Genomic DNA, 23745 nt, shown 5'->3' on the forward strand with positions numbered 1-23745 from the left:
TATGGAATTTGAAAACCTTCATCAGGTATTACGGTCGCTTTATGATGAGATGATACCACTTTCAGCTGAAATGGCGACCGTAGCCAAAGGACTTGCAGGTCTGGGCGCACTTTTTTATGTAGCACTAAAGGTGTGGCAGGCCCTAAGCCGTGCTGAGCCAATAGATGTATTCCCACTGTTGAGGCCATTCGCCTTAGGACTATGCATCATGTTCTTTCCTACCATGGTGCTTGGAACTATCAATGCAGTGCTCAACCCTGTAGTGACCGGCACGCACGGCATATTAGAAGGCCAGGTTTTTGACCTTAATGCACTACAGCAGCAGAAAGACCAACTGGAACGTGAGGCAATGCTTCGCAATCCAGAAACGGCTTATTTAGTATCGGACGAAGAATTCGATAAGCAGTTGGAAGAGTTGGGTTGGTCGCCCGGTGACCTGATGACAATGTCAGGAATGTATTTGGAACGTGAAATGTATAATCTTGAAAAAAGCATCAAAGATGGCTTCAGGGAATTTATCGAGATACTTTTCAAAGCAGCAGCCCTTGTCATCGATACCATCAGGACATTCTTTCTCATAGTGCTGTCAATCCTTGGACCTATAGCCTTTGCTATATCGGTATGGGACGGTTTCCAGTCAACTTTGACCCAATGGCTGATGCGGTACATCAGCGTTTATCTATGGCTGCCGGTTGCAGACCTCTTTAGCGCAATGCTTGCAAAAATTCAGACGCTGATTCTTCAGAAAGATATTGAAAGCCTTTCTGATCCCAATTATATCCCTGATAGCTCATCGACAGTCTATATCATATTTATGATTATTGGCATCATAGGCTACTTCACTATCCCAACGGTTACCGGCTGGATAATTCAGGCAGGCGGTGCAGGAAATTATACAAGAAATGTCAACCAGGCGGCGCAAAAAACAGGCAATGTTGCAGGTGCGGTCTCAGGAGCAGGTGTTGGGAATATAAGTGGAAGGCTAATGAACAAATAAAAATTAAAAAGATGGAATTTAAAATTTTAAGAAATATAGAAAACAGCTTCAGGCAAATAAGGCTGTACTCTTTAATCTTTGCAGTGCTTTGCCTGCTCATTGCTGGTTTTGCGGTCTGGAAATCGTACCAGTTTGCGCAGGAACAAAGAGAGAAAATATATGTCCTCGATGATGGCAAGTCACTTATGCTTGCATTATCACAGGATGCATCCATTAACCGCCCTGTTGAAGCTCGCGAGCATGTCAGACGCTTCCATGAACTGTTCTTTACTCTCGCGCCGGAGAAAAATGCAATAGAGAGCAATATGAAAAGGGCCTTTAACCTGGCAGATAAGAGCGCCTTTGATTATTATAAAGACCTCTCGGAAAAAGGGTACTACAACAGAATTATTTCTGGTAACATACAGCAAAGGATAGAAGTAGACAGTGTCGTCTGCAATTTTGATACGTATCCCTATGCGGTCACCACTTACGCAAGGCAAAGTATAGTCCGTAGCAGCAATGTAACCAATAGGAGCCTTATAACTTCTTGCAGCCTTGTAAATTCTGTGCGCTCGGACAGTAACCCGCAAGGTTTTACTATTGAGAAATTCAGCGTCCTTCAGAACAATGACATAGAAACTATAGAACGCTAAAACTTTCATTATGAAATTAAGGGATTCAATTAGCCAGTGGATGGAAAAGCAGGAAGTTCATTGGCGGGCTTTGTCCCGCGAAAGACAACGCAAAATTACCGTATTGCTATTTGCCATTTATCTCGCTATTAGCGTAGGAGTTTACCTTAAATACTGGTACGACGTTGGCTTCGCCACTACGGAAATAGAGTTCAGGCATATTGAAAACCCTGTACTCAAATCCAAATCTGCAACGCAGCAGAAAGACACAATTTTAAATACCTATAAATGATGAATTATGAAAGAGACTGAAAAAAAGAAGGTCGTCAGGGTTACCGAAGGAAACCCTGAGCAGGAAGCTTCGCAGCTTCCGGATGGAAACGTAGGTAAAGCGGAACGCCTTAAAAAGCCGTTGATCTTTGCGCTTATGGGAGCCGTATTTCTCGGCTGCATGTACCTGATATTTTCCCCCTCGGGCGAAAATGACAATCCTTTAGAAAAGGTGGGGATTAATGACGCTGTGCCGCAGGCCAGCGATGCAGGATTACAATCGGATAAGCAAAAAGCCTATGAGCAGGAATTGTTAGAAAAAAAGGATCAGGAAAAAAGAAAGTCGCTTCAGACATTGTCCGATTATTGGAGTTCCGATTCTACAAAGCAGGAAATTGTCCAGGAAGAGACAGTTAAGGAGCAACCAAATCCGGAGAATGGCGGAAATGCCTTAAGCAGCTATCGCAATGTACAAAGCACACTGGGCTCATTTTACCAGAAGAATGATGAGAACGATGCTTTGCGAAAAGAACTTGAAGAGATGAAGGCTGAACTTTCCCAAAAGAAGACTTTACAAGATCCGATGCAGAACCAGCTTGCGCTTATGGAGAAGTCCTACGAGATGGCTTCTAAGTATTTTCCAGGCTCGAGGCCTGCAAAAAATAAGGATTCCGTTGCTGCTACAGAAAAGCAACCATTTGTAGCCTTTCGCCAGCACAGGAAAAATGTTGTTTCAGCTTTGCCCCGCAGTGCGGAAGGGAATCTATCTGCAATAAGCCCCCAGCCTGAAACACGAAGGGTATTTAGTACCGCCCCACAATATCAGGAACCCGAGGTTCGCAACGGGATACGCGCATGCGTACACGAAATCCAAATTATTGCAGGGGAAGGAAACGTAAGGCTGAGGTTGCTTGAAAATGCACACGCGGGCAATATCACTATCCCTCAGGGAGCTAAATTAACGGCTTCTGCAAAATTCCAGACAGGCAGGCTGCAATTGAAAATTTCCTCAATTGAACATCAGGGCAATATTATTCCGGTTGAGATATTGGTGTACGACGTTGATGGGCAGCCCGGATTATACGTTCCCATAACTCCCGAAGCTGGCGCAGCCGGCGAAATGGCAGCCAATATGAGCCAGACGGCAGGTTCTAATATGATGCTTACCCGCTCAGCAGGACAACAAATTGCTGCAGATTTGAGCAGGGGTGTTGTCCAGGGTGTTTCGGGCTACTTCTCGAAAAAAGTGAGGGTCCAAAAAGTAACTCTCAAGGCCGGTCATCAAGTCTTCCTCGTTTCTAAAAAATAACATTTAACTAAATTCAATTAAATCATGAAATCACTATTTAAAAAAGTAGTGGCAATGCTTGCTATTGCCATGTCGGGCCTAACGGCTACAACAGGAGTTGCACAAAGTTCCAATCTTCTTGATGCCGGGAAAGTTGAACCGTATGAAATGGAGGTCACCTTCGATAAGACCAGCCACATTATTTTTCCATCTGCAATCCGATACATTGATCTGGGCAGCGATTACCTTGTTGCAGGAAAGGCAGAGGATGCTGATAATGTGCTGCGCGTCAAGGCTGCTGTGCGTGACTTCGAGGAAGAAACAAATTTTTCCGTCATTACAGAGGACGGTCGCTTCTACAGTTTCAACGCTTACTATAGTGCCTATCCATACGTGCTAAGCTATGACATGCTGAAACTGGGCAGGACATTGCAAAGAAATTCCAGTAACGATGTGTTGTTCGAAGAGTTGGGCAATAATTCCCCTTCTGTGGCGGGGCTGTTATTGGAGACAATCTATCAGAAGGATAAACGCCTGATAAGACATATCGGGTCGAAAAGTTATAGTATTCAGTTCCTGCTTAAAGGAATTTACACGCATCGCGGAAGTTTTTACTTTCATACAGAGCTTCGCAATACTACAAATGTGCCCTTCCGCATTGATTTTGTGAATTTCAAAGTGGTCGATAAAAAAGTGGCAAAGCGCACCGTTGCGCAGGAAAGAGCGCTCACGGCACTAAGAATGTATAAGCCTCTTATGCCAATCGCTGCGCAAAGCAAAGAACAGAATGTTTTCCTTTTGGACCAGTTTACTATTGATGATGAGAAAGTTTTATTGGTAGAGATTTATGAGAAAAGCGGCGGCAGGCACCAGCTATTAGAAGTTTCCAATTCGGATTTGGTTGGTGCTAAGCGCATCGAGGATATGCATCTTAAAATCAAATCACGATAAAGCACAATATATGAAAAAGCTAATATTTACATCAATGATGTTTTTGCTCGTCTTTTCTGGCCATGCGCAACGCATGCTTCCAGGCCAAAAAGGATTGGAAGCAATAGTTGGAACATTTACATCTGATAGTCCTGAAAAGAATTACTTTCTTGGCACTGTCCTGACTATTATGACAAAAAAGGGCAATTATCAGCTATACGGGGTAGAATACGCCCATCGCTACGCCGAATACAAAGGAACAAGCATACCGCTGGAGACTTTCCTTGGTGAAGCAGGTTATAGTTTCAGGTTGCTTGCTGACAGGAAGAAAGCAATAGCAGTATATGCTGGTATAGCTGGTGTTGGTGGTTACGAAACCATAAATCGCGGTGAAGAATTGTTGTTTGACAGGGCTAAAATCCTTGATGAGGAAGGTTTTGTTTATGGAGCTGGCGGCAGATTGTCCCTCGAGGTGTATCTGTTTGACCGTGTGGTGCTGGTACTGCAGGGACGCGCTAAAATGTTATGGGGAACTTCATTAGAGCAATTCCGTCCATCAGCCGGGGCAGGATTACGATTTAATCTTTAAAATTTAAGACTATGAAAAGTATATTGAAAAGAAGTAAGCAGTTCCTTTTAATCTTATCCGTAACGCTGGGTTGCTTATCATGTGCATCCAGCCAGGATGAGGAACTTGACATACAGGACAATTTCCCTTTTGAGGTATCTGTGATGCCTGTTCCTGATGAGGTTGCCAACGGGCAGACAGTTGAAATACGTTTTACGATACAGCCCACAGGAAGCTACGACAATACCCATTATTTTATCCGTTATTTCCAATTTGACGGGCAGGGCACATTGCAGTACTTCGATCAAGCGCCGTACCTGCCAAACGACGTGTACGATTTGCCGGAATTGCAATTTAGGCTATATTACACCTCTGCATCTACAACCTCGCAATCTTTTGATGTATGGATATCTGATAACTTCGGAAATGAGCAACAGGTAAGCTTCCAGTTTAACAGCAGTGATTAAATAAGTGCAAAGCCCCGAAATTCCTTCGGGGCTTTTTTATTCATAACCTTTTCTTTAACAGAAACATTGGATAAAAGCACAGACGTTAGTATCTTTGTACAAAATATAGAAAAATCTTAAAGTGTTTTTGCTTTAAGTCTCGACATTGAAAACTGGTAATTTTTAAAGACCGCGAGACAATAAGTAGGAACGCTCACGCTATTGGCGTGGGCGCTCGCTTATTCGTGGTCGGGCATACCAGTGCCTCAATGCCGGTAAGTGTTGTGGCCTGCGCCATAGTTTTTTATGGCATTTCTTCCGAATTAATAATTAGGAATAAGGCTCCTCAAAATTCTGGCATTTATTCTCATGTTCAACTACCTGTTGAATAATGTTGCCGAACCACCTTGTGCCCTGCGGCATGTTCCAAGCATCATTCTTCACAAACATGCTACGCAAGGAAAAAGAAAATAATTACACACTGTTGCCCATGAAACAGCTCGACACAAGGGTCATTGACCGGACTAATAAATTTTACCTCGAAATGTCAAAAAAGGTTCTGACAGATCGCGAATACGAAATTTTACACAAACTGCTGATAGATAAAAAGCCTATACACGAAGTTTCCAAACTTTACGGGCTTACGAATGAGAGGATACGGCAGATCTACTTGAACACATGCAATAAGGTGAAAAATGCTACGGGGGTTTTGAACAGTATTGACCACTATAAGCAAATCCTGGAAGAATTGAAGAGGCAGTGGCGTATTGCTAGTAAAGGTGAGCTTTCAAAGTCTGAAGACAAGATAGTGCAGAACCTCGATAGGTCGCTGGTGGATTTCAGCTTTCCTTTTAGCAAAAGGATGAATAGCTTCTTTGATTTATTGGAAGTGAAGACATTAAGGGAACTCTCAGCCATTACACTACAGGAATTTTCCTGTATCAGGGGTTTTAAAGGCCAGTTAAAGAAAGAGCTTACTGCATTTATAGAATTTGAGAATATCGAAAGCCTTTTCGAAGGTTTTCATGATTGGAAGGATATTCAAAATCCACTATAAGGCGGCGGCTTTCTTTTGCTTCTTTTCTTGGCCGCCCTATACCTGAAGAAAAGAAGTACCTCTACTACAATAGATGGGATAATGAGTATCCCACGAAAGGGCCTGCAACCTTTTTGATAAAGAAGCGCGGTTATTATATCAAATGGGTTGCATCCGCTTAATTGCAAAAAGGCTGCCCCGACCAACGGTGAGGGAGTGTCTTTTTGCCGCCCGATTTTAGTATCAGGCAACTTTTATCGGGTGGGTACGGAAGTCTTTCAGGTTGTGGAAAAAACCTTTATACTCGGTCATACCTTTACGGAATAAATTCCACAATAGTGAGCAACCCATTTGCGTTAATGAGGAATTGATGAACAAATCTTGGTGCTCCAATGCTTCGGCAAGTGAACAGCTTGGAGTGTCATCTTCCTGTTCTGATTGCCTGAGCAGTTCCCCGTATTCATCGGTAACAAATGGCAGGCTTGCCACCGTTTGGTACTTTTCTGAATTAGGTTGTTCTATCTTTCCGATAGTAGATAGTAACACTTGCCCTGTATCTTGGCTGTTACCAAAATCCAGCCAATATTTCGGCTCGTCCTGATAGTTCCTGTGATAGCTTAGTTCTTTCAAAATTTCAGCAACGCCAAACCTTGCCTGTACATTATCGACGCAGGTAATGGTAATAATTGCCTTTGATTTCTCAGGCAGTCTGCCGAACTTGTCTTTTTCAAATTTTACAGTTTCGGCTTTCCAGTTTGAACCGATGCAACGATTGATGCGGTTTATCAATGCTACGGATTTGTACAATCCTGTTTCACATTCAAAAAAGCGCTGTCTGCCTAAATTGGCACTCGTAACAATATCATCATCCCACAAACGCACCTGCAACCCTGCGTGTCCCAATGCTATCAGGCTTTCATTTATTTCCATCAAGGCAGTCAATACCTTTGAGCCTGTGCCACCTGCGCCTATAAGGTTTACCGAAACGGGGTTGGTGGGGCTGATTAGATAGTTGTCCGTAAAATGAACTGCTGTTTTTATAGTATTCATCGCAATAGATTTTTAAGGGTTTTGTTATTCTTTATCAATAAATCTTTAGGGAATGGTTTAGCAGTTCCGATAAGGTCTTTCCAAACGTTTACGCAATTTCCCTTGACCGGGCTATGGCTTCCTAACAAATGGCTGAAATAGCTGTGGAAAAAGTAACTTTCCCAAGCCTGTATAAATTCCTCGACTGAGGCTGAATTTTTGATGTCGATATTTACAGTACCCATACACACCCTGCCATCCTCATAGATATTGAAAAATGGGGCGTAATGCAAAGCTGTTTTTTCTGTTGGTCGTCTATCCGTTGCAAGTGCAAAGACTGATAGGCTGTCCTTATTGGCAAGCCAAAGCATTGGGGGTACTTGCGCTACTCCGTTGGAGATGCCTAAGCTATTTACAAAATACAGTTGCCGTTCTCGCGCTTTGGTGTACCACAGTACGGTGCCTTTTTCGCCCGAACTGATATGCAGAATATTAGTCGGTAGAACGCCACTCGGTTTCAGGAAAGCTTTGTGCTGTTCTTTTTCAGTCAGTAAAGCCTTTGCCAATACGTTGGCTTCCTTTACCGTAAGGGGATGCGCATTAATCGGATTGCCCTCGCAATCCATATCAAAATGTTCTACATATATATCGGTGTCAGTTTCGTTAGCTTCGTAGAAAACCAAAGCAGATTTTGGGTGGTATAATGTGCCAAAATTTTCGGTGATGTTACCTGTACTATTCATCGTCGGCTTTTTTATAGTTGTTTAATATTCCGCATAAGTCGTTTAAAATCAAAAATAGTCGGTTTTCAAAATCAAGATTGGCAGTGCTTATTGCCCTTCCGTCGAAAGCCTTGCTAACGGTCGGTTCCTCTATTCCTGCATACTCATTGAACTCATTGTTTATACTGTCTTTAAGGTTTTCATACAGCCATCCCTTCGTGTCCGCTATAAATGAAATGTATTTTTCCATTCCAATATACTCACACTCGTAACCATCATCGTACGGGTCTTGTTCAGGAAAATGGGCGTTCCTAAAGATACTTGCAGTCGGATATTCTGTATAAAGGGCAAATGCACTACAAGCCACCTGCCAGCATTCCCTGTCGAAAGCGTTACGGATTTTAAATTGGTTCAAGCGTTGTCGGAATACATCTAAATTGTTGCGGTTAAATAACTTCTGCTCTATCATGTCGCCAAAATATTCGGCTTTCCTGAAGTCGCTCAAATATATTTCTGTGGCATCTGTCTCATCATCCTGTTCTACCCAATCTTTGTGGGTTTCGTACAGCCAATATAAATAGCTTTCTTCTTGCCTGTAATAGGGAATGTCTGCAATATGGTACAGGTAGCTGCATAGTGACAGAAGCAGTTGCCCTGTCTTTCTTTTAGGCTTATCCCTGAGCATCTTGTAGAGAGGTATAACGGGGATATAAAATAATGTGCTGTCCGTATCATATCGTTCTTCGCTCAGTATAAATGTCTTCTTACTATCCTGTATGAGTTTGAGGCCATCGCAATTTATATTTACTCGCTTCACCTTAGTTTCCACATCCCAAAGGGATAACGCTATGTTATAGGGATAGCCTAAATCCTTGGTTGGCATCGGTTCAATCTTATAATGTTCAGCAAGTCGGGAAAGGGACTTGAAATAATCCCTCTCCGTTTTCTGACAAGTCTGTACTGATTGTGCTGTTAACATTTTAGGCAGGAACTTACATTTTAGAATACCATTGGAAGCATTGCTATTGGTACGGCTTTCTGCTTGTCTTTCTGCACCTGTCTTGCATCCTTTGGCTTTTGCATCCAATTTGCGAACTCGCCTAACTGTTGGTGCAACTGTTGTTGCCGTTTTTGTTCGGGCAGGTTGATAATTCCCGATATGATGTTGCGTTGCATAGTTCATTTTTTTTTTAGTTTTTAGTTTAACCTTTCGTACCCATCACACTCTCAAATTTGTACTCTACTGCATCATCTTTTATCAGCGGTGCAGACACTTTTGCTGTGGTGAGTATTGGATACATATTTGCGTAAAAATTCATTACAGCTTCCACGCTCCAACGTGGTTCGGGGTCGGTCAGCCTAATTTCCTGTCCTTTATCTTTGAGTACAAAAACCCGTTCTAATTGTGTGGCTAATAACATGACTTTTGAATTTAGGATTACATTTATTGTTCTTCGACTTCTTCATCAATAGAATAATCGGTGGTAGTTTCTGTTTCTCCCTGAGTTGGTTCGGGCGTTGGTTCTTCCATAGCTCCAAAAAGACTTGGTGTCTCAAACTTTGCAGACAATGACATTTTGCGTTTGCGTATCTCGTCCGCTTTTTCGGGAAACTCGGTTTTATCGGGAACTTTCATCCATGCTTCACGGAACTTGCCCTCTTTCTCCAGTTCATCCGCTTTTGCCATACCGTCTTTAAACTTCTTGTCTTTGGCTTCCTTTTCCTTTTTCTCTTTCTCGGCTTTGTCTTTCTCGATTGCCGAGTGCTTTTTGGCTTCTTCCAATTGTTTCAGGAATTTTTCCATATCCACCAGTAAGCCCGACACCTTTTGTATAGGTGTGGTTATCTGCTCAAAAAATCCTTCGTCAAACTCTTGGGGCGTGGCGTTAAAGGTTAAAGGGGGGATAAGATTTTTTGCGCTATCTCCGCACTGCTCGTTGTTCAGCCATACCGTTACAATTAAGTTGCTTTCTATTCCCTTTGAAATGTTCAGTTGCAATACTCCCGTAAAGTCCAACTGCTGTATCTGATTAAAAAAGTTGGTATTCATCTTATTAAATTTTAATTATATCTATCAACACTAATAATCTATTCTTTTCGTCGGAGTGTTTTCTTCCTCAAAACTTTTTTCAAAAAGAAAAAACGGAAAAAAAGAAAGCCATAAAAAGGTGATGGGTTGCGACCGGAGCCAAAAGGAAACGGAATAATTGGAAGGGACCCTTTGGGAAGGCCGCCGTTTATGCCGTAGTCTTTTGGCTAATTTTTGAACGGTCGCAACCCTTGACACCTTCGCTTCCTTTTTATCCGTTTTGTTGGAAATTCATTAATTGCTTTCAACAATGCAGTCCTGAATAATATGACTTGACATTAGCAGCCAAATTCTACCTTAAAATGTCTCGTCGGGCATCCTTTTGATTAACCAATTTAACTTAGTGAGTTATAGAATGTGCAATAACTTAACGGGTAATATATGAGTGATTTTGAAATGAAAAGGATTCCCTTTGAAGTTGCTTTTAAAAAAATGAGAGAAGCAGGAATGGATGTGTCCCCACAGGAAGCACTTTTAATAATTGATTTCCTACATAATTTAACATACTTAGCTCTAAGAAAGCACTTTAAGTTGCCGTGATTTTCGTATCTTTAAAATGAGGAAAGCTAGTGTGTAGGCGTCTTCCAAACCTTAAAAAAATAGTTATGAAAAGTGCAATTTTGTATATCCGAGTTTCAACAGATGAGCAGGCTGATAAGGGTTACTCCCAAAGGGATCAAGATGAACGTTTACGCAGGTTTTGTAATCAGCAAAATATACACGTCAGCAAGGTAATTTATGAGGATTTTTCCGCTAAGACCTTTAAGCGTCCCGAGTGGGAACGACTGCTAGGTGAAGTTAAGAAATGTAAAACTAGGCCAGATTACGTTCTCTTTACAAAATGGGACAGGTTTAGTCGAAATGCTGGTGATGCGTACCAAATGATTAATATACTGAACGGCTTGGGTATTGAACCCCAGGCGGTAGAACAACCTCTCGACCTGTCAATACCCGAAAATAAAATGATGCTTGCGATTTATCTGGCTGCACCCGAAGTTGAAAATGATAGACGTGCGCTCAATACATTTTACGGAATGCGAAGAGCTAAAAAGGAAGGTCGTGTACTTGGCATCGCACCTTACGGATATATAAATCGTTCAAGGGAAGATGGAAAAAAATATATTGCGACGAAAGAACCTGAAGCGAGTCACATCAAATGGGCATTTAATGAGATTGCAAAAGGGACTTTGGCAGCAGACCAAGTTAGGCAGGCAATGAATAAAAGGGGTAAAAAAATTAGTCGAAGCGCATTTCATGTAGCTATGCGTAATCCTGTCTATTGCGGAAAAGTGTTTATTGATAAATATAAAGATGAAGAAGCATATTTTGTACAAGGCCAGCATGAGCCACTAATTTCGGAAACACTTTTTTATAAAGTTCAAAATATATTAGATGGAAATAAGAGGCATGAACGACCATACACAAAAATTGAATCTGATGCTAATTTTCCGCTGCGTGGATTTTTAATCTGCCCCGACTGTGGAAAAAATCTCACAGGTAGTGCTTCGAAAGGATCTAAAGGGGGATATTATTATTACTACCACTGTATACCCTCATGCGGATTCAGAAAAAGCGCTACACAAGCGAATAAAATGTTTGAAGAAGATTTGAAAAAATTTGAGTTCCCAGTTGTCCTACAAAGTCTGCTAAGCGATATAGTCTCGACCAACTACAAAAATATTACATCAGTATTTGATAGCAAGCGCAAGGCAATCGCACTTGAAATCGAACGCTTAAATGCAAAGTTGAGCAAAGCCAGGGAATTACTTTTTACCGACAAATTAGATGCAGACGACTACAAAGAAATTAAGGAAGAGTGCAGAAAAAATATTGAACTTTTGGAAAATGAACTTACAGTTTCTTTAGATAGAAATCGTAATTCAAGTATTAAGCAAAATTTAGACAAGGCATTACATACTCTTTGTAATATAGCAAGCACTTATAAAGAAGGTGATGTTGAAACTAAAAGATATGTTGTGGGTTCGATATATCCGGAAAAATTACTATTTGACGGAAGTACATATCGAACCCCGCGAATTAACGTACTAGCAGAACATATTTCACTAATTAATAAGGGGTTAGGAGATAAAAAAAACCGAACAAATGAGTCATCTTCTCATTTGTCCGGTCTTGTAGCGAAGACGGGAGTTGAACCCGTGACCTCAGGGTTATGAATCCTGCGCTCTAACCGACTGAGCTACCTCGCCATTTTTATCGGTTGTGCATCTCTCAATGCGGGTGCAAATATATAAATTTATTTAATCGTTCCAAATATATTTTTCAGAAAAAAAATTATTTCCCAAAAGGCTTTTTTATGAATGTTAAATATTATATATTTCCCGAAATTTACTAAACAAATGGACGAAAAAATAAAATACGAACTGGAGTTCCCGATCATGTCCTCGCCGTCACTCCTTTACCAATATATATCTACGCCGTCGGGCCTGCAGGAGTGGTTTGCTGACAATGTGAATTCAAGGGGGGAGTTCTTCACTTTCGTATGGAATGATACCGAGGAGAAAGCAAGGCTGTCCTCTAAAAAATCAGGGGAGAAGGTAAAGTTCCGCTGGGTGGATGATGAAAATAAGGATGGTGATTATTATTTCGAACTGCGCATCCTTGTCGATGAGATCACTAAAGATGTGTCGCTAATGGTGGTAGATTTCGCTGAAGAGGATGACGTTGCCGAATCCAAGCAACTTTGGGAAAACCAGGTATCCGACCTTAAGCATGTTTTAGGCTCGGTTTAGGAAATACCCTATATATAAAGTATATTTGCCCTGAATTTTTCAGGGCTTTTTTTATGATCAATTATAACGGCTCACTCGTTGCCGACTCCAATATATCCATACACGAGAACAGGGGCTTCCTGTTTGGCGATTCAGTTTTTGAGACCCTCCGCGTGCTCGATGGCAAGGTGCTTTTTCTTGAAGACCATTATTTCAGGCTTATGGCATCCCTGCGCATCGTACGCATGGAGATACCTATGTATTTCACCATGGAATATATGGAGGATCAAGTGCTCAGCCTTATAAGCGCAGTTGAAAATGCCCCGGCACACCGCGTACGCATTTCCTTCTTCCGTAAAAACGGCGGTTTTTACCTCCCTACCGATAATAATGTTGAGTTCATTATCACAGCTATGCCGCTGGAGGAAGCATTATATTCGATCGCAGATGGGGAATATGAAGTAGACCTGTTCCGTGATTATTACGTGTCCAAACAGCTCCTTTCAACGCTTAAAACGACCAATAAGATGGTCCAGGTGACCGGCAGCATCTTCGCGAACGAGAACGGCCTGCAGAACTGTTTGCTGGTTAACGATGAGAAGAATGTGGTAGAGGCGCTCCAGGGCAACCTTTTCATGCTTATGGGCAATAAATTGGTGACGCCTCCCGTGAGCGATGGCTGCCTTAACGGCATCATGCGCAAGCAGGTTTTGGAACTTGCTAAAAAACTTGAAGGGATAGAGTTTGCCGAAGCATCCATTTCACCATTTGACCTGCAAAAGGCTGATGAAATGTTTATTACCAATGTAATTCAGGGAATAAGGCCGGTAACTAAATACCGCAAGAAAGAGTACGGCAGTGATCTGGCTGCCGATCTGTTAAAAAGGCTCAACGCAAAAGTGCGTTTGGGTTAATTAAGCGACGGATTTTCGGGGGAGTTGGACCATATCAGGTAATCGCCGCCAAGTTCCATGATCTTTTCCTTCCAAAAGGAAGTACTCGATTTGCCTATGATCTTATTGCGGTAGCTGTTCTCTGTCACGATCCAGGAATTGTCCTCCAGCTCATCTTCCAGTTGTTGGGCATCCCAGCCGGTATAGCCGAGGAAAAAACGTATGTTGTTCTTCCTTATCAGTCCCTCGTTGATGAGCTCCTTTGTCGACTCAAAATCGCCTCCCCAATAAATGCCGTTCGATATTTCAATACTGTTAGGTATCAGGTCGGGAACGTTATGGATAAAGTAAAGGTTATCCTGTTCTACCGGCCCGCCGTTATAAATTTTGAAACTACCCTTAATTTCAGGTATAAGGTCGTTGACGGTATAGCCAAGCGGTTTATTCAGGATAAAGCCTACGGAGCCTTCCGGATTATGGTCGGCTATCAAAAGCACTGACCTGTTGAAAGATAGATCTCCAATAGTAGAAGGCTCCGCTATCAGCAGGCACCCTTTGGTGAGTTTGTGTGAAATCATCTTTTGGCAATTTGAAATAAATTTAACGAAAAAAACCATACATACAAAAAAATTCACAATAATTTAAAGATCCTATCGTTGCAAAAAAGCCGTTTTATCTAATTTTGTGGCGATTACATAATCATATTTAAATAGAGTTTATTCCACGCAAAATGAAAAGGGCTGTCTTAAAAAGACAGCCCTTTTTTGAAATTTTACCGTAACAGTAATTATTTTGTGTTCACATGGCCATCAAGCTCAGCTCCCGGCTTGAATTTTACCACGTTCTTAGCAGCAATGCTGATAGTTTTTCCTGTTTGTGGGTTCCTTCCTTCCCTTGCAGCCCTGTTTGACACTGACCAAGATCCGAAACCTACCAGTGAAACCCTTCCGCCTTTGTTTAGAGCGCCGCTTACGTTTGTTACAAATGATTCAAGCGCTTTTTTAGCAGCACCTTTAGAAATTCCTGCGTCAGCAGCCATTGCATCGATTAATTCTGATTTGTTCATAATAATTGCTATTAATTGTTTGGTTAAATTATAGAATTTTCTACTCCTGTACTACAAATTTAATAGGAAATCCAAACTACGCAAGCGTTTTGGGTATATTTCAAATTAATTGTTGATAACTTTTATTAAAATGTTCAAAAGGACACTTGTTTTATTAAAAATTTGTTAAACTATCAGTGTTTTCGGGCTATGAAGCCATTGCGTCAGCCGAAAATGACATACCATTCAGTACCTCCTTTGCTGCCATTCTCTTTTTTCCGGGAAATTGAAGGCTTTTTATCCTTATGAAACCATCCTGCACAGCAACATTTATCGCCTTTTTATCTGCTGAAATAGAGCCTGTAGCTTTATCGTGGCTTTCCGCTATAAATTCGGTTTCATGCACTTTTACGTCCCATTCCTTTTCGCCGTCCTTGAACAGGAACCATGCGGCAGGGTAGGGGCTCAGTCCACGTATCAGGTTATGTATTTCGATGCCCGGCTTTGTCCAGTCGATCTTGCAGTTCTCACGGTTAAGCTTGTAGGCTGTCTTAAGGTCGCCGGCCACCGGCTGCAGGGTAGTTGCAGCCTTGCCGCTTTCAATGAGTGTTAACGTCTTTATTACGGCATCTTTGCCCAGTTCCATCAGGCGGTCGTGCAATTCGCCGGCCAGCTCATTCGGGCCTATTTCTATTTCCTGTTTCAGGATCATCGCACCGGTATCTATCTTCTCATCAATGAAAAAGGTCGTAACGCCTGTATGCTGCTCCCCATTGATGATCGCCCAGTTGATGGGAGCTGCCCCCCTGTATTGCGGCAGGAGCGAGGCATGCAGGTTAAATGTCCCCAGTTTCGGCATTTTCCATACCGCTTCGGGAAGCATACGGAAGGCTACAACGACCTGTAGGTTGGCGTTAAGGCTCTTTAACTCCGCAAGGAAAGCCTCATCCTTAAGGTTGGTCGGCTGTAACAGCGTAAGCCCCTTCTCTGTTGCGTATTCCTTCACGGCCGAATATTTCACCTTCTGGCCCCGGCCTGCCGGCTTGTCGGGCGCAGTTATAACGCCAACGATATCGTGGTTGTGCTGGTATATGGTATCAAGTATGCCCACGGCAAATTCGGGGGTTCCCATGAAAACAATTCGTAAGCGTTCCATTTATTTCAAAGTGTATTGATTGTTCGTATTCATTTTAATGCGGTTGCTGTCTAATAAAAGCTTCAGGGCAAACACGGTTTCATCGGCCGTCAGTTGTAATCGGCTCTCAATGTCGCGCGAACCCATCGACTGTCCTTTCAGCATGCTCAATATGGCATTTGCCGAATCGACAGGGCTTTGTGGCTTTCGCGCCTTTGTGATGCAGTACGAGCAGGTCCCGCAATCCGTAGTGTCTTTTTCGTCGAAATAGTCGAGTATCAGGCGGCTTTTGCAGGTCGCTGTATCAGTAATGTAGTTAACGACCGATGCAAATTGCTGCACCTTAATTTCATTCTGCCTTTCAAGGAATTTTATCACCCTGTTTATGGTCAGGTCATCCTCCCGCACTTCATTAAAAGTAATGCTGCTGTCATTACCGGAGCTTTTCAGCGTAATGACATCCTTTTGCTGTAGCTTTTGCAACAGCTTCATCAGCTCTTCCTCTGTTACTTTTGCTTTTTTCGTGACAAGGCCTGTGTTTATGGCGCTCTCTATCTCAAAGATACCGGAATAATTGCGCAATATCGCCAGTATCGTCTCCTCGTCGGCTGGGTTAAGACTGATGTAGCGCATCACTTCCTTGCTCGGTATGATGAACTGAAGGCTGACCTTTTCGGAGAATTCCTTGGAAAGGGTTAGTATCCCCTGGTTGTCAAGGAACTGCAATGCGTTGAAGGTTTTGGTAACAGGAAAATTATACTTTTTGCAGAACTCCGTAAAGTTGAACGGATAGGTCTCATTAATGCCTTCGCCATACGCGATCTGCAAAAAGGTATTAAGCCTGTGGTAGATCTCTTTCAGGAAAATCCTGTCGGGCAATACCTCTATGAACTGGCTTTGCGCAGAACGAACATCGGAGGGGCTAACCAACAGCACAGCATACGATCTTTTACCATCACGTCCTGCACGCCCTGCCTCCTGGTAATAGCTCTCCAGATTTTCAGGTAGCTGTATGTGGATCACCGTGCGCACATTCGGCTTGTCTATGCCCATCCCAAAGGCATTGGTTGCCACCATTACCTGAGCGCGCTCTTTGAGCCACAGCTGCATGTTCTTTTCTTTTTCGGCTTCCTTCAGTCCACCGTGGTACAATGTCGCATTAAAGCCCAGTGACTGCAATTGCTGCGATACATCGTGGCATGCCTTGCGGTTGCGAACGTATATGATGGAAGGTTCGGGGTTCTTGGCAAGTATCTGCTGTATGCGGTGCAGCTTATCCTCTACCTCAAAAACCATGTATGCGATGTTTTCCCTTGCAAATGATTTTTTGAAGACTGTCGGAGACTTCAGATCGAGTTGCATTATTATATCCTCCTGGACCCGCTGCGTAGCCGAAGCCGTCAATGCTATGAAAGGCACGTGGGGCAGCTGCTTTTTTAATGCTGAGATCTTCAGGTAGGCGGGGCGGAAATCATGTCCCCATTGCGACACGCAGTGCGCTTCGTCCACTGCCACGAGATTGATGGGCAGGTCCTTGAGTCGCTCTGTTACCCATTCTGACTGCAATCTTTCAGGTGAAAGATAGAGGAATTTATAATTCCCGAACTTGCAGTTGTCCAGCAGGTCGCTCAGCTCGTCGCTGTGGATGCCGCCTGTAAGCGCAATGGCTTTTATATCGCGTTGTGCAAGGTTCTGCACCTGGTCCTTCATCAGGGCGATGAGCGGGGAAATGACAAGGCACAAGCCTTCGTTCATCAAGGCGGGTACCTGGAAGCATACCGACTTGCCGCCGCCAGTAGGCATGAGGGCAAAAGTATCCTTCCCGTCAAGTACCGATCGGATTATCTTGTCCTGCGGTTCCCTGAAGGTATCGTGCTGCCAATATTTTTTAAGGATCCTGAGTGCGTCCTCCATAGTTATTCTGAAAGTTGCCCTAAGATAAAAAGAATTCTGTTATCAGGGGTGTCTTTCGGGACTTCGATCAGGTTGTAGCCGTAATTTTTATAGGTTTCCTGCAAATGGTCGGCGATCAATTTTGCCTGCTCATAGTTCTCATAGCGGGCATCATCGGCGGTGTAGATCTCCTCCCATGGCGGCAAAAAGAAAATACGGGTGTACTTGTGGTCGCGGCAGGCCTCGTCAAAAAAAGCAGGGTAGGAGTCGCCAATATAGTGCATGTAGGCGAGCACATCAGGCAGCCCACGGTCAATGAAAACAATATCGGCTTCCTCGGCAACAGCGCTATGGAATTGTTTCTTGCGGCCTTCCAACAGGAGTTCGCTAAACAATAGCGGCTTCTCCAGGAAGAGCTGCTCAATGCCATTTTTGCGCGCCTCCAGGGTCACTTCGCGCGAGACTTCAGGATAGCAGGTGTATCCTTTTTCAGTCAGCTTTTCGATCAGGGTGGTCTTCCCCGAACCGGGTCCGCCAATAATTACAACAATTTCCTTGCCCACTTTTTTTGAATAAGCGGCAAATTTAATCAAACAGTCCTGATTATGAAAAAGGTTTAGTCATGAATTATATGAATTAACACCAATATGGTTTATAATGAAACAAAAAAAGCTGCCCTTTCAGGCAGCTTCAGTCAACAGATCGATAAATTTTAATGCGCAGGCGCCGTGCCCACTTCAATATATTTTTTAAAATTTTCAATGTCGCTGTGTATCATCCTTTCGAACACAGGGGTTAATAAGCTTGCGGCAAGCTCACCTGCTTTACCCATCGGGGCGCGGTAGGATATGGTTATCTCGACATCAGTTGAATTCCCATTGTCGCTAAACCTTACTTTACCTGCATTGTCTATTGCAGAGCCGGGCATGGAGTGCCAGCTTAATAGCTTGTTTGGCTCGTCCATCAGTATCTCTGCGGTCCAGCTAACGGTGCCTATGCCTGCCGGAAGCTTTGCTTTCCAGTCCGACTTGTATTTGTCAATTACGGCAACACTGTGCAGGTGGTCCATGAACAGGGGAAGGTTTTGCAGCTGCCTCCAGGCATTGTATACTTCTTCAACCGGCTTGTTAACCGTTAACGACGATGTAATGGAAACATTTCCTGCCTGCATTTTTCCCGAACGTTCTACCATATCATACGCAGGGCAATATCCGCTGATGCCCCTGAAGAGCATGGTGCCGGCGGCTACGCCTTCCAGTACTTTCTTGTCTTTTTTCTTTGTCAGCGCACGGTACAAGAGGTACGAGCCTGCGGCTACCATAAGGATGCGCTCCGTTTTCCCGATGTTCACCCTGAGGCCGGGAACAATGCTTTTTTTGTTCTTGTGAAGATAGGAATCTGCTTCCTGCACGTTAGATACCGACGCATAACGGTTCGGATCGGTGCCCGAAGGGTCATATTTCGAGAAATTTTGCTTTGATTGATCTTGAGTAAGTCCCATGGCTATATAAATTTTTAGTTATTGAATTTGCTTTACTATAAAATTACCCATTAAACATCTACTTTTATTTAAATGATATGATAAAGTATTGCTAATATTCTTATTATAAAACCATTAACTAAATTTTGATGTTAAAAAATAGTATGCAGGCATACTTTGTTAACCTAACATTATGGTAACGTCACAAATAAATCGTAAATGTCCCAATATGTTTTTCTGTCTGATTTTCAGTAGATAATTTTACAATAGAATTCAATGAGAACGATACTTAAATGAATATTGTAATTTAAAAGTCACTACTATGAAAAAGCTTATCTTAACCCTGTTATTTTCGCTCCCATTAATGGCACAGCACAGCTTTAGGGCAGAGAATGGAGATATTATTTGGGAAAAATCATTCCCTGTAAATAACGTAGATCTTGTTGCAATGGTCGAGTCGCACCCCGAGTTCACTGTTGATGCTTATATCGATAATCTGCTTCAAGGTACGGCAAAAGACATGGCCATTTCAGGGGAAGGGGGCAGCGGACTAATGAAGAATAACTGTAAGTTCGATTACGTTATTGTTTTGGAGGACGGACAGTATGTTGTAAAGGTAAAGGACTTTAAATTCCTTGAAAAAATGGGCCCCATGCAAATGAGGACTGTTGCCAACAGCTGTGAGAAATATTTTATGGACAACAAAAAAATAAGGCCTACGCCAATAACCCAGGGCAATCTTGAATATCTTGACAATTTTCTTACAGGTATATTCTCTGGTACGGCAATAGCAAGTTCAGGCGAGCTTACATCAAACTAAAGAAACAAAACTATATATCACTGATCCCGGTAACACCGGGATCTTTTTGTTATGATCTTTTGCCATGGATCATAAAATAGGATAATAATAGGAATGCTGGCTCGATCTTAATGTCAGTTCAGTTATTTTGGTTAAGATGCCTCTAAATAAAAAAGCCACTCTCGTAAGAATGGCTCTGAAAAAATTGATCAACCCTATGTTTTTTGCCTTTCGGCGAAGTATTTAGTTAAACCTTACTTCCAAGACATCGATCTCTCCTTCGCTTATCTCGTCGTTGTCATCCGGTATAATGTTGATGCCTGATATGCAAAGCGACCTCACTTTTTGTGTCCCTGTCCTGATCAGTTTGTCGAAGTTAGAGGGGTGCAGCATCAGCATTACATTTTCGTTAAGGGAGTTGGCAAGGATAAAATTCTTGATCGTGGCTAAGTCAATGTTCTTTTTCATGGGAATAGATTTTGCTGGTTTGTGAATGCAAAGATGGCCTATAAACCTTTAAAGTTATTGTAAGGCATTCCCAATAAAACATTAAAATTTTTAAGAATTTACTGAAACTAATACGATGTAGTGTTTTGAGGTCCCAAACAAATTCAACATCCCAGGTAGTGGTCGTAACCTTAAACTAAAAACTTACCACACCAACAGCCTCAGGAAATAGTCCACGTCATTAGAATAGGCCTTTTTAATAACACTGATGCCAATGATGGTATATTGCTCTTCCTCATGGCTGCCCTCTATCTCAAAGCTGCCTGTCGATCGGTGGGTATCCAGGAAGGCAGTAATGTCAAAACCGTCCAACCCATTTTTGGGCAGCAGCACAAAATGATCGATCACGGTATCCGAACCTTTAAGATCGGCCTTGCCTTCAAAGTTCTTCAGTTCCTCAAAGGCATCTTTGGCATATTGGTAATCCATACTTTGTGATATATTGACTTTTATAGAAATGTAAATCTGCAAGTCCGGGTGGGCTCAACCTGCCTGTAGGCAGAAATGTCTGCTATCTGTGGTCTGAAATTATTTGGAGAGCCACTTATATAGTTTCTCTGCATTCTCTATAGTGAATAACCCGGTCCCCTTGCTCATTGTTGCCGCAGAACCGCAGGCTACGCCCATGCGCGCCATTTCTATATGGCCGCCGCCATTGGCAAGCACCGATACCATCCCTGCTACCATACTGTCGCCCGCGCCTACGGTGCTGTTCTTTTTTACAGAAGGAGCATTAATATGCAATGTTTCGTCTTTGGTCACAAGGTAAGCCCCCTGTGGACCCATCGATACCACAACGATCTCAGCCTTGCCTTCGTCGATAAGCTGTTTGGCGGCTTCATCGGCACTGTCGTTATCCAGCTCATCGATACCTGTCAGTTTGCTCAGTTCGCCCAGGTTGGGCTTCAGCAGGTACACGCCTTCCTTCAGTATCTCTGCAAGTGCGTCGCCGGAAGTGTCCGCTATGATCTTTACGTTCTTAGCCTTGAGCTCCTTTACCAGCTTATTCAAAAATGAGGGTTCGATGCCGGGGGGAAGGCTGCCACTGATAACGGCAATTTCCGGCAGGGGAGTAATGCTGAGTATTTCACGGTGAATGGCTTCGGCTTCTTGCTTAGTGATGTCCTCGCCGGGCATCCCGAAACGGAACTGGTCATTGCGGGTGGTATCGACCACAATGAAGTTTTCGCGTGTTTCGGCCCCAACAGGTACCGGCCTGCAGTCCACGTTCTCTTTCTGCAATAGCTTCTCAAGCAGTTCGCCTGTACGCCCTCCCGAGGTAAATAATGCTACGGAATTGATCCCAAGCCTTTCCAGACCCCGCGATACATTAATACCTCCGCCTCCCGGCTCATAATTAGGCTGCGAACAGCGTATTTTCTTGTCGGGTTTAATGCCGTCTGCCTCACAGCTTTTGTCTACGGTGGGGTTCAGGGTAATGGTAAGCACGCTTTTGGCCATGTCAATAGGGGTATGGTTCGTTATATGCTAATATAACAAATATATGGGCGTGGGGGCATTAACGCAATGTTAAATGGCGCAATGATAAATTTAACCACATAAGTACATTACAAACGGGCTGATATAACCCTGTACTTATATGATCGATCATATGTAAATAGGATGGGTCAGCTCACAAACCGCTCCAGGATGCTGTACTCGTTGCTAAGCTCAACATAGTAACAACCCTGCGGTATCTCAATGTCAAAGTTGGATATCTGTCTTTCCGTAAAGCCAAGTTGCCTCAGCTCATTGCGGGTGTGCAGTACAACAGGCTCATCGCCAACGTAGTAAAGGTTGTCATCGTTGCGGTTTATCTCGGTGATCTTGCCGGAGATCCCATAGTCCATGGAATTGTACAGCAGCTCTTTTTCCAACTCTTCATCGGACAGGCTATCGAGCCAGTTTTTGAGGTCTTTCAGCTTCATTTTCGCAATAGTAATTAATTAATGAATAATTCCGGGGGAATACCATCAATACTTTGTGGGGCAAAGAATTAACATGATAAATATAAATAAATATATTTACCCTTAACATTGTTTTAACAATAATTTTTCACAAATGGTTTTACGTTATTTGGATACTATCGTGCGGAAGGTAAGGTTGATCCGCGGATGCTTTATTTTTACTGATGGTGGCAGGCGGTGGAGCCAGTTTGCCTGGGTAGTGCCTTTCATAACGAGCAGGCTCCCGTTTTGGAGTATTATCTCTCTTTTTTTACCTGTTCTTTTGTGTTTGAACATAAATTTCCGCTCTGCACCAAGGCTTATAGAGGCAATTACGGTGTCTTTTCCAAGCGCTTTTTCATCATCGCTGTGCCAGGCCATGCCCTCGTTGCCATCATGGTACAGGTTCATTAGGCAGGAATTGAATATTATCCCCGACATTTTTTCGGCGACGGTTTTCAGTTCCAGAAGTTCCTTCGTCCAGGGCAGGGCGTGCTTGGTAGTGTTGGAGTAGGTGTAGGCATGATCCGTATCACCATGCCAGGCTACTTTCCGCCTGGTAACGATCCTTTTTCCGAATAGTACTGCCTCGTCATGCTGCCAGGGAATGTTATCCAGTAAAACCGAATAGTAATTTGCCGCCTGTTTCTGTGTCAGGACATGGCCGTGATAAATGGCCTCGCCGTCATAGGGTAGGATATTGGGGTCGGATGTGAACAGGTCAATCAAAGCGGTATTCTTTTTGTGGTAAAGATACAATAACCCGAATGGGACTGCTGTTATTTAACATCACGCTTTTAGACTATACATGAAGTAAAATGAAACGATTCGACATTAGGCATACTGCCTATCATATTTTGGTAGCGCTCTATTTTATATGGGCTTTTGTATTTGCCGCCCTGCTGGCAATGGCAATAAGCAACACCATCGGGTCCCTTAATGCCAATTTGGCGGGAATGTTCCCTATGTGGATATTAATGAACCTTGTAATGGGGTCGGCATTGTTCGTGGTCATTAGGATGTTCCGCAGCAGCGAACTCATCAATAGGACAGTAAGGATATCGTTCATTGTCCTCGCCGCGGCCGCACTGGGCATCATGGCCTTCATTGCTGTTAAGGCATAAAAAACCGCCGGCTACCGGGGAGGGAGCGGCGGTTTTCAAAAAATAACCAATTTATAACCTAAACCTATATTGTAAAGATGCCGTAAAATGAAAAAGGTTGCGTGGCGTCGTAAATATTTTTATGCGATCGTAAAATTTTCTAAGGCATTTGTTTTTTGGGTGAAGTTAACGGCGTATGATGTATATTTGCGTTTATTTTATGACG

The 23745-nt window shown here is 43.0% G+C and carries 29 protein-coding genes and 1 tRNA gene; 13 read left to right on the plus strand and 17 right to left on the minus strand.

Features of this window, described 5'->3' with window-relative positions:
• Position 1: 1 nt before the first annotated feature.
• From traJ to ACT6R0_RS09820, 8 genes are all read left to right on the plus strand, one after another.
• The gene (gene traJ, locus ACT6R0_RS09785) at positions 2–997 is read left to right on the plus strand and encodes a conjugative transposon protein TraJ (protein WP_444652419.1); all 996 of its coding nucleotides are present in this window, start codon (positions 2–4) and stop codon (positions 995–997) included.
• Positions 998–1008: 11 nt separating this feature from the next.
• Entirely contained in the window at positions 1009–1632 is a 624-nt protein-coding gene (gene traK, locus ACT6R0_RS09790; RefSeq protein WP_444652418.1) for a conjugative transposon protein TraK, read from the plus strand.
• A gap of 10 nt (positions 1633–1642) precedes the next feature.
• Entirely contained in the window at positions 1643–1903 is a 261-nt protein-coding gene (locus ACT6R0_RS09795; RefSeq protein WP_444652417.1) for a nitrogen regulatory IIA protein, read from the plus strand.
• A 6-nt stretch (positions 1904–1909) separates the two neighbouring features.
• The gene (gene traM / locus ACT6R0_RS09800) at positions 1910–3190 is read left to right on the plus strand and encodes a conjugative transposon protein TraM (RefSeq protein WP_444652416.1); all 1281 of its coding nucleotides are present in this window, start codon (positions 1910–1912) and stop codon (positions 3188–3190) included.
• Between the two features lie 24 nt (positions 3191–3214).
• Positions 3215–4120: a conjugative transposon protein TraN gene (traN, locus tag ACT6R0_RS09805; protein ID WP_444652415.1), complete on the plus strand. Its 906-nt coding sequence runs from the start codon at positions 3215–3217 to the stop codon at positions 4118–4120.
• Between the two features lie 10 nt (positions 4121–4130).
• Positions 4131–4688, plus strand: a complete 558-nt coding sequence (locus tag ACT6R0_RS09810; protein WP_444652414.1) for a conjugal transfer protein TraO — start codon at positions 4131–4133, stop codon at positions 4686–4688.
• 11 nt (positions 4689–4699) lie between these two features.
• The gene (locus ACT6R0_RS09815; protein ID WP_444652413.1) at positions 4700–5134 is read left to right on the plus strand and encodes a TraQ conjugal transfer family protein; all 435 of its coding nucleotides are present in this window, start codon (positions 4700–4702) and stop codon (positions 5132–5134) included.
• Between the two features lie 469 nt (positions 5135–5603).
• Positions 5604–6170 (plus strand): sigma factor-like helix-turn-helix DNA-binding protein, encoded by a 567-nt coding sequence (locus ACT6R0_RS09820; RefSeq protein WP_444652412.1) that lies wholly within the window; start codon positions 5604–5606, stop codon positions 6168–6170.
• A 222-nt stretch (positions 6171–6392) separates the two neighbouring features.
• Here the strand turns inward: ACT6R0_RS09820 and ACT6R0_RS09825 are convergent, their stop codons facing one another.
• The 5 genes from ACT6R0_RS09825 to ACT6R0_RS09845 are packed head-to-tail and all read right to left on the minus strand — an operon-like array spanning position 6393 to position 9950.
• On the minus strand, positions 6393–7199 hold the full coding sequence (locus tag ACT6R0_RS09825; RefSeq protein ID WP_444652411.1) for a PRTRC system ThiF family protein: 807 nt from the start codon (positions 7197–7199) through the stop codon (positions 6393–6395).
• Positions 7196–7921, minus strand: coding sequence for a PRTRC system protein B (locus tag ACT6R0_RS09830; RefSeq protein WP_444652410.1), 726 nt, complete (start codon positions 7919–7921; stop codon positions 7196–7198). Before ACT6R0_RS09830 ends, ACT6R0_RS09825 begins: the two co-directional genes overlap by 4 nt.
• Positions 7914–9083 carry a hypothetical protein gene (locus ACT6R0_RS09835; protein ID WP_444652409.1) on the minus strand — a complete coding sequence of 390 codons (1170 nt, stop codon included), beginning with the start codon at positions 9081–9083 and terminating at the stop codon, positions 7914–7916. Before ACT6R0_RS09835 ends, ACT6R0_RS09830 begins: the two co-directional genes overlap by 8 nt.
• A gap of 19 nt (positions 9084–9102) precedes the next feature.
• Positions 9103–9321 carry a PRTRC system protein C gene (locus ACT6R0_RS09840; protein ID WP_444652408.1) on the minus strand — a complete coding sequence of 73 codons (219 nt, stop codon included), beginning with the start codon at positions 9319–9321 and terminating at the stop codon, positions 9103–9105.
• 23 nt (positions 9322–9344) lie between these two features.
• Positions 9345–9950, minus strand: a complete 606-nt coding sequence (locus ACT6R0_RS09845) for a PRTRC system protein E (RefSeq protein ID WP_444652407.1) — start codon at positions 9948–9950, stop codon at positions 9345–9347.
• Positions 9951–10594: 644 nt separating this feature from the next.
• Between ACT6R0_RS09845 and ACT6R0_RS09850 the strand changes: the two genes are divergently transcribed.
• Positions 10595–12163, plus strand: a complete 1569-nt coding sequence (locus ACT6R0_RS09850; RefSeq protein WP_444653170.1) for a recombinase family protein — start codon at positions 10595–10597, stop codon at positions 12161–12163.
• Here ACT6R0_RS09850 and ACT6R0_RS09855 read toward each other — a convergent pair.
• A tRNA-Met gene (locus ACT6R0_RS09855) sits at positions 12123–12196 on the minus strand. The two genes, ACT6R0_RS09850 and ACT6R0_RS09855, sit on opposite strands and share 41 nt — an antisense overlap.
• Positions 12197–12346: 150 nt before the next feature.
• On the opposite strand from ACT6R0_RS09855, the gene ACT6R0_RS09860 reads away from it, so the two are divergent.
• The gene (locus ACT6R0_RS09860) at positions 12347–12739 is read left to right on the plus strand and encodes an START-like domain-containing protein (protein ID WP_444652405.1); all 393 of its coding nucleotides are present in this window, start codon (positions 12347–12349) and stop codon (positions 12737–12739) included.
• 53 nt (positions 12740–12792) lie between these two features.
• Positions 12793–13632 carry an aminotransferase class IV gene (locus tag ACT6R0_RS09865; RefSeq protein WP_444652404.1) on the plus strand — a complete coding sequence of 280 codons (840 nt, stop codon included), beginning with the start codon at positions 12793–12795 and terminating at the stop codon, positions 13630–13632.
• On the opposite strand, the gene ACT6R0_RS09870 is transcribed toward ACT6R0_RS09865, so the two are convergent.
• The 6 genes from ACT6R0_RS09870 to ACT6R0_RS09895 all read right to left on the minus strand — a co-directional run bounded on the left by ACT6R0_RS09870 (position 13629) and on the right by ACT6R0_RS09895 (position 19185).
• Positions 13629–14189: a YqgE/AlgH family protein gene (locus ACT6R0_RS09870; protein WP_444652403.1), complete on the minus strand. Its 561-nt coding sequence runs from the start codon at positions 14187–14189 to the stop codon at positions 13629–13631. The genes ACT6R0_RS09865 and ACT6R0_RS09870 overlap by 4 nt on opposite strands.
• A 209-nt stretch (positions 14190–14398) precedes the next feature.
• On the minus strand, positions 14399–14677 hold the full coding sequence (locus ACT6R0_RS09875) for an HU family DNA-binding protein (RefSeq protein ID WP_444652402.1): 279 nt from the start codon (positions 14675–14677) through the stop codon (positions 14399–14401).
• Between the two features lie 187 nt (positions 14678–14864).
• Entirely contained in the window at positions 14865–15812 is a 948-nt protein-coding gene (gene fmt, locus ACT6R0_RS09880; RefSeq protein ID WP_444652401.1) for a methionyl-tRNA formyltransferase, read from the minus strand.
• Complete coding sequence (locus ACT6R0_RS09885; protein ID WP_444652400.1) at positions 15813–17705, minus strand: RecQ family ATP-dependent DNA helicase; 1893 nt, start codon at positions 17703–17705, stop codon at positions 15813–15815. It lies immediately after the preceding gene.
• A 2-nt stretch (positions 17706–17707) separates the two neighbouring features.
• On the minus strand, positions 17708–18277 hold the full coding sequence (locus ACT6R0_RS09890) for an AAA family ATPase (protein WP_444652399.1): 570 nt from the start codon (positions 18275–18277) through the stop codon (positions 17708–17710).
• 119 nt (positions 18278–18396) lie between these two features.
• On the minus strand, positions 18397–19185 hold the full coding sequence (locus ACT6R0_RS09895) for an SRPBCC family protein (RefSeq protein ID WP_444652398.1): 789 nt from the start codon (positions 19183–19185) through the stop codon (positions 18397–18399).
• 301 nt (positions 19186–19486) lie between these two features.
• Between ACT6R0_RS09895 and ACT6R0_RS09900 the strand changes: the two genes are divergently transcribed.
• Positions 19487–19984, plus strand: a complete 498-nt coding sequence (locus tag ACT6R0_RS09900; protein WP_444652397.1) for a hypothetical protein — start codon at positions 19487–19489, stop codon at positions 19982–19984.
• Between the two features lie 222 nt (positions 19985–20206).
• Here the strand turns inward: ACT6R0_RS09900 and ACT6R0_RS09905 are convergent, their stop codons facing one another.
• From ACT6R0_RS09905 to ACT6R0_RS09925, 5 genes are all read right to left on the minus strand, one after another.
• Positions 20207–20431: a hypothetical protein gene (locus ACT6R0_RS09905; RefSeq protein WP_444652396.1), complete on the minus strand. Its 225-nt coding sequence runs from the start codon at positions 20429–20431 to the stop codon at positions 20207–20209.
• A gap of 183 nt (positions 20432–20614) precedes the next feature.
• Positions 20615–20899: a hypothetical protein gene (locus ACT6R0_RS09910; protein WP_444652395.1), complete on the minus strand. Its 285-nt coding sequence runs from the start codon at positions 20897–20899 to the stop codon at positions 20615–20617.
• Between the two features lie 99 nt (positions 20900–20998).
• Complete coding sequence (locus ACT6R0_RS09915) at positions 20999–21931, minus strand: 1-phosphofructokinase family hexose kinase (protein ID WP_444652394.1); 933 nt, start codon at positions 21929–21931, stop codon at positions 20999–21001.
• A 167-nt stretch (positions 21932–22098) separates the two neighbouring features.
• Positions 22099–22398, minus strand: a complete 300-nt coding sequence (locus ACT6R0_RS09920) for a hypothetical protein (protein WP_444652393.1) — start codon at positions 22396–22398, stop codon at positions 22099–22101.
• Between the two features lie 144 nt (positions 22399–22542).
• Positions 22543–23142, minus strand: a complete 600-nt coding sequence (locus ACT6R0_RS09925; protein ID WP_444653168.1) for an alpha-ketoglutarate-dependent dioxygenase AlkB family protein — start codon at positions 23140–23142, stop codon at positions 22543–22545.
• A 92-nt stretch (positions 23143–23234) separates the two neighbouring features.
• Between ACT6R0_RS09925 and ACT6R0_RS09930 the strand changes: the two genes are divergently transcribed.
• Complete coding sequence (locus ACT6R0_RS09930) at positions 23235–23540, plus strand: hypothetical protein (protein WP_444652392.1); 306 nt, start codon at positions 23235–23237, stop codon at positions 23538–23540.
• Positions 23541–23745 lie beyond the last annotated feature (205 nt).

It is taken from the genome of Flavobacterium sp. (assembly GCF_052437795.1).
Lineage (GTDB): Bacteria > Bacteroidota > Bacteroidia > Flavobacteriales > Flavobacteriaceae > Flavobacterium.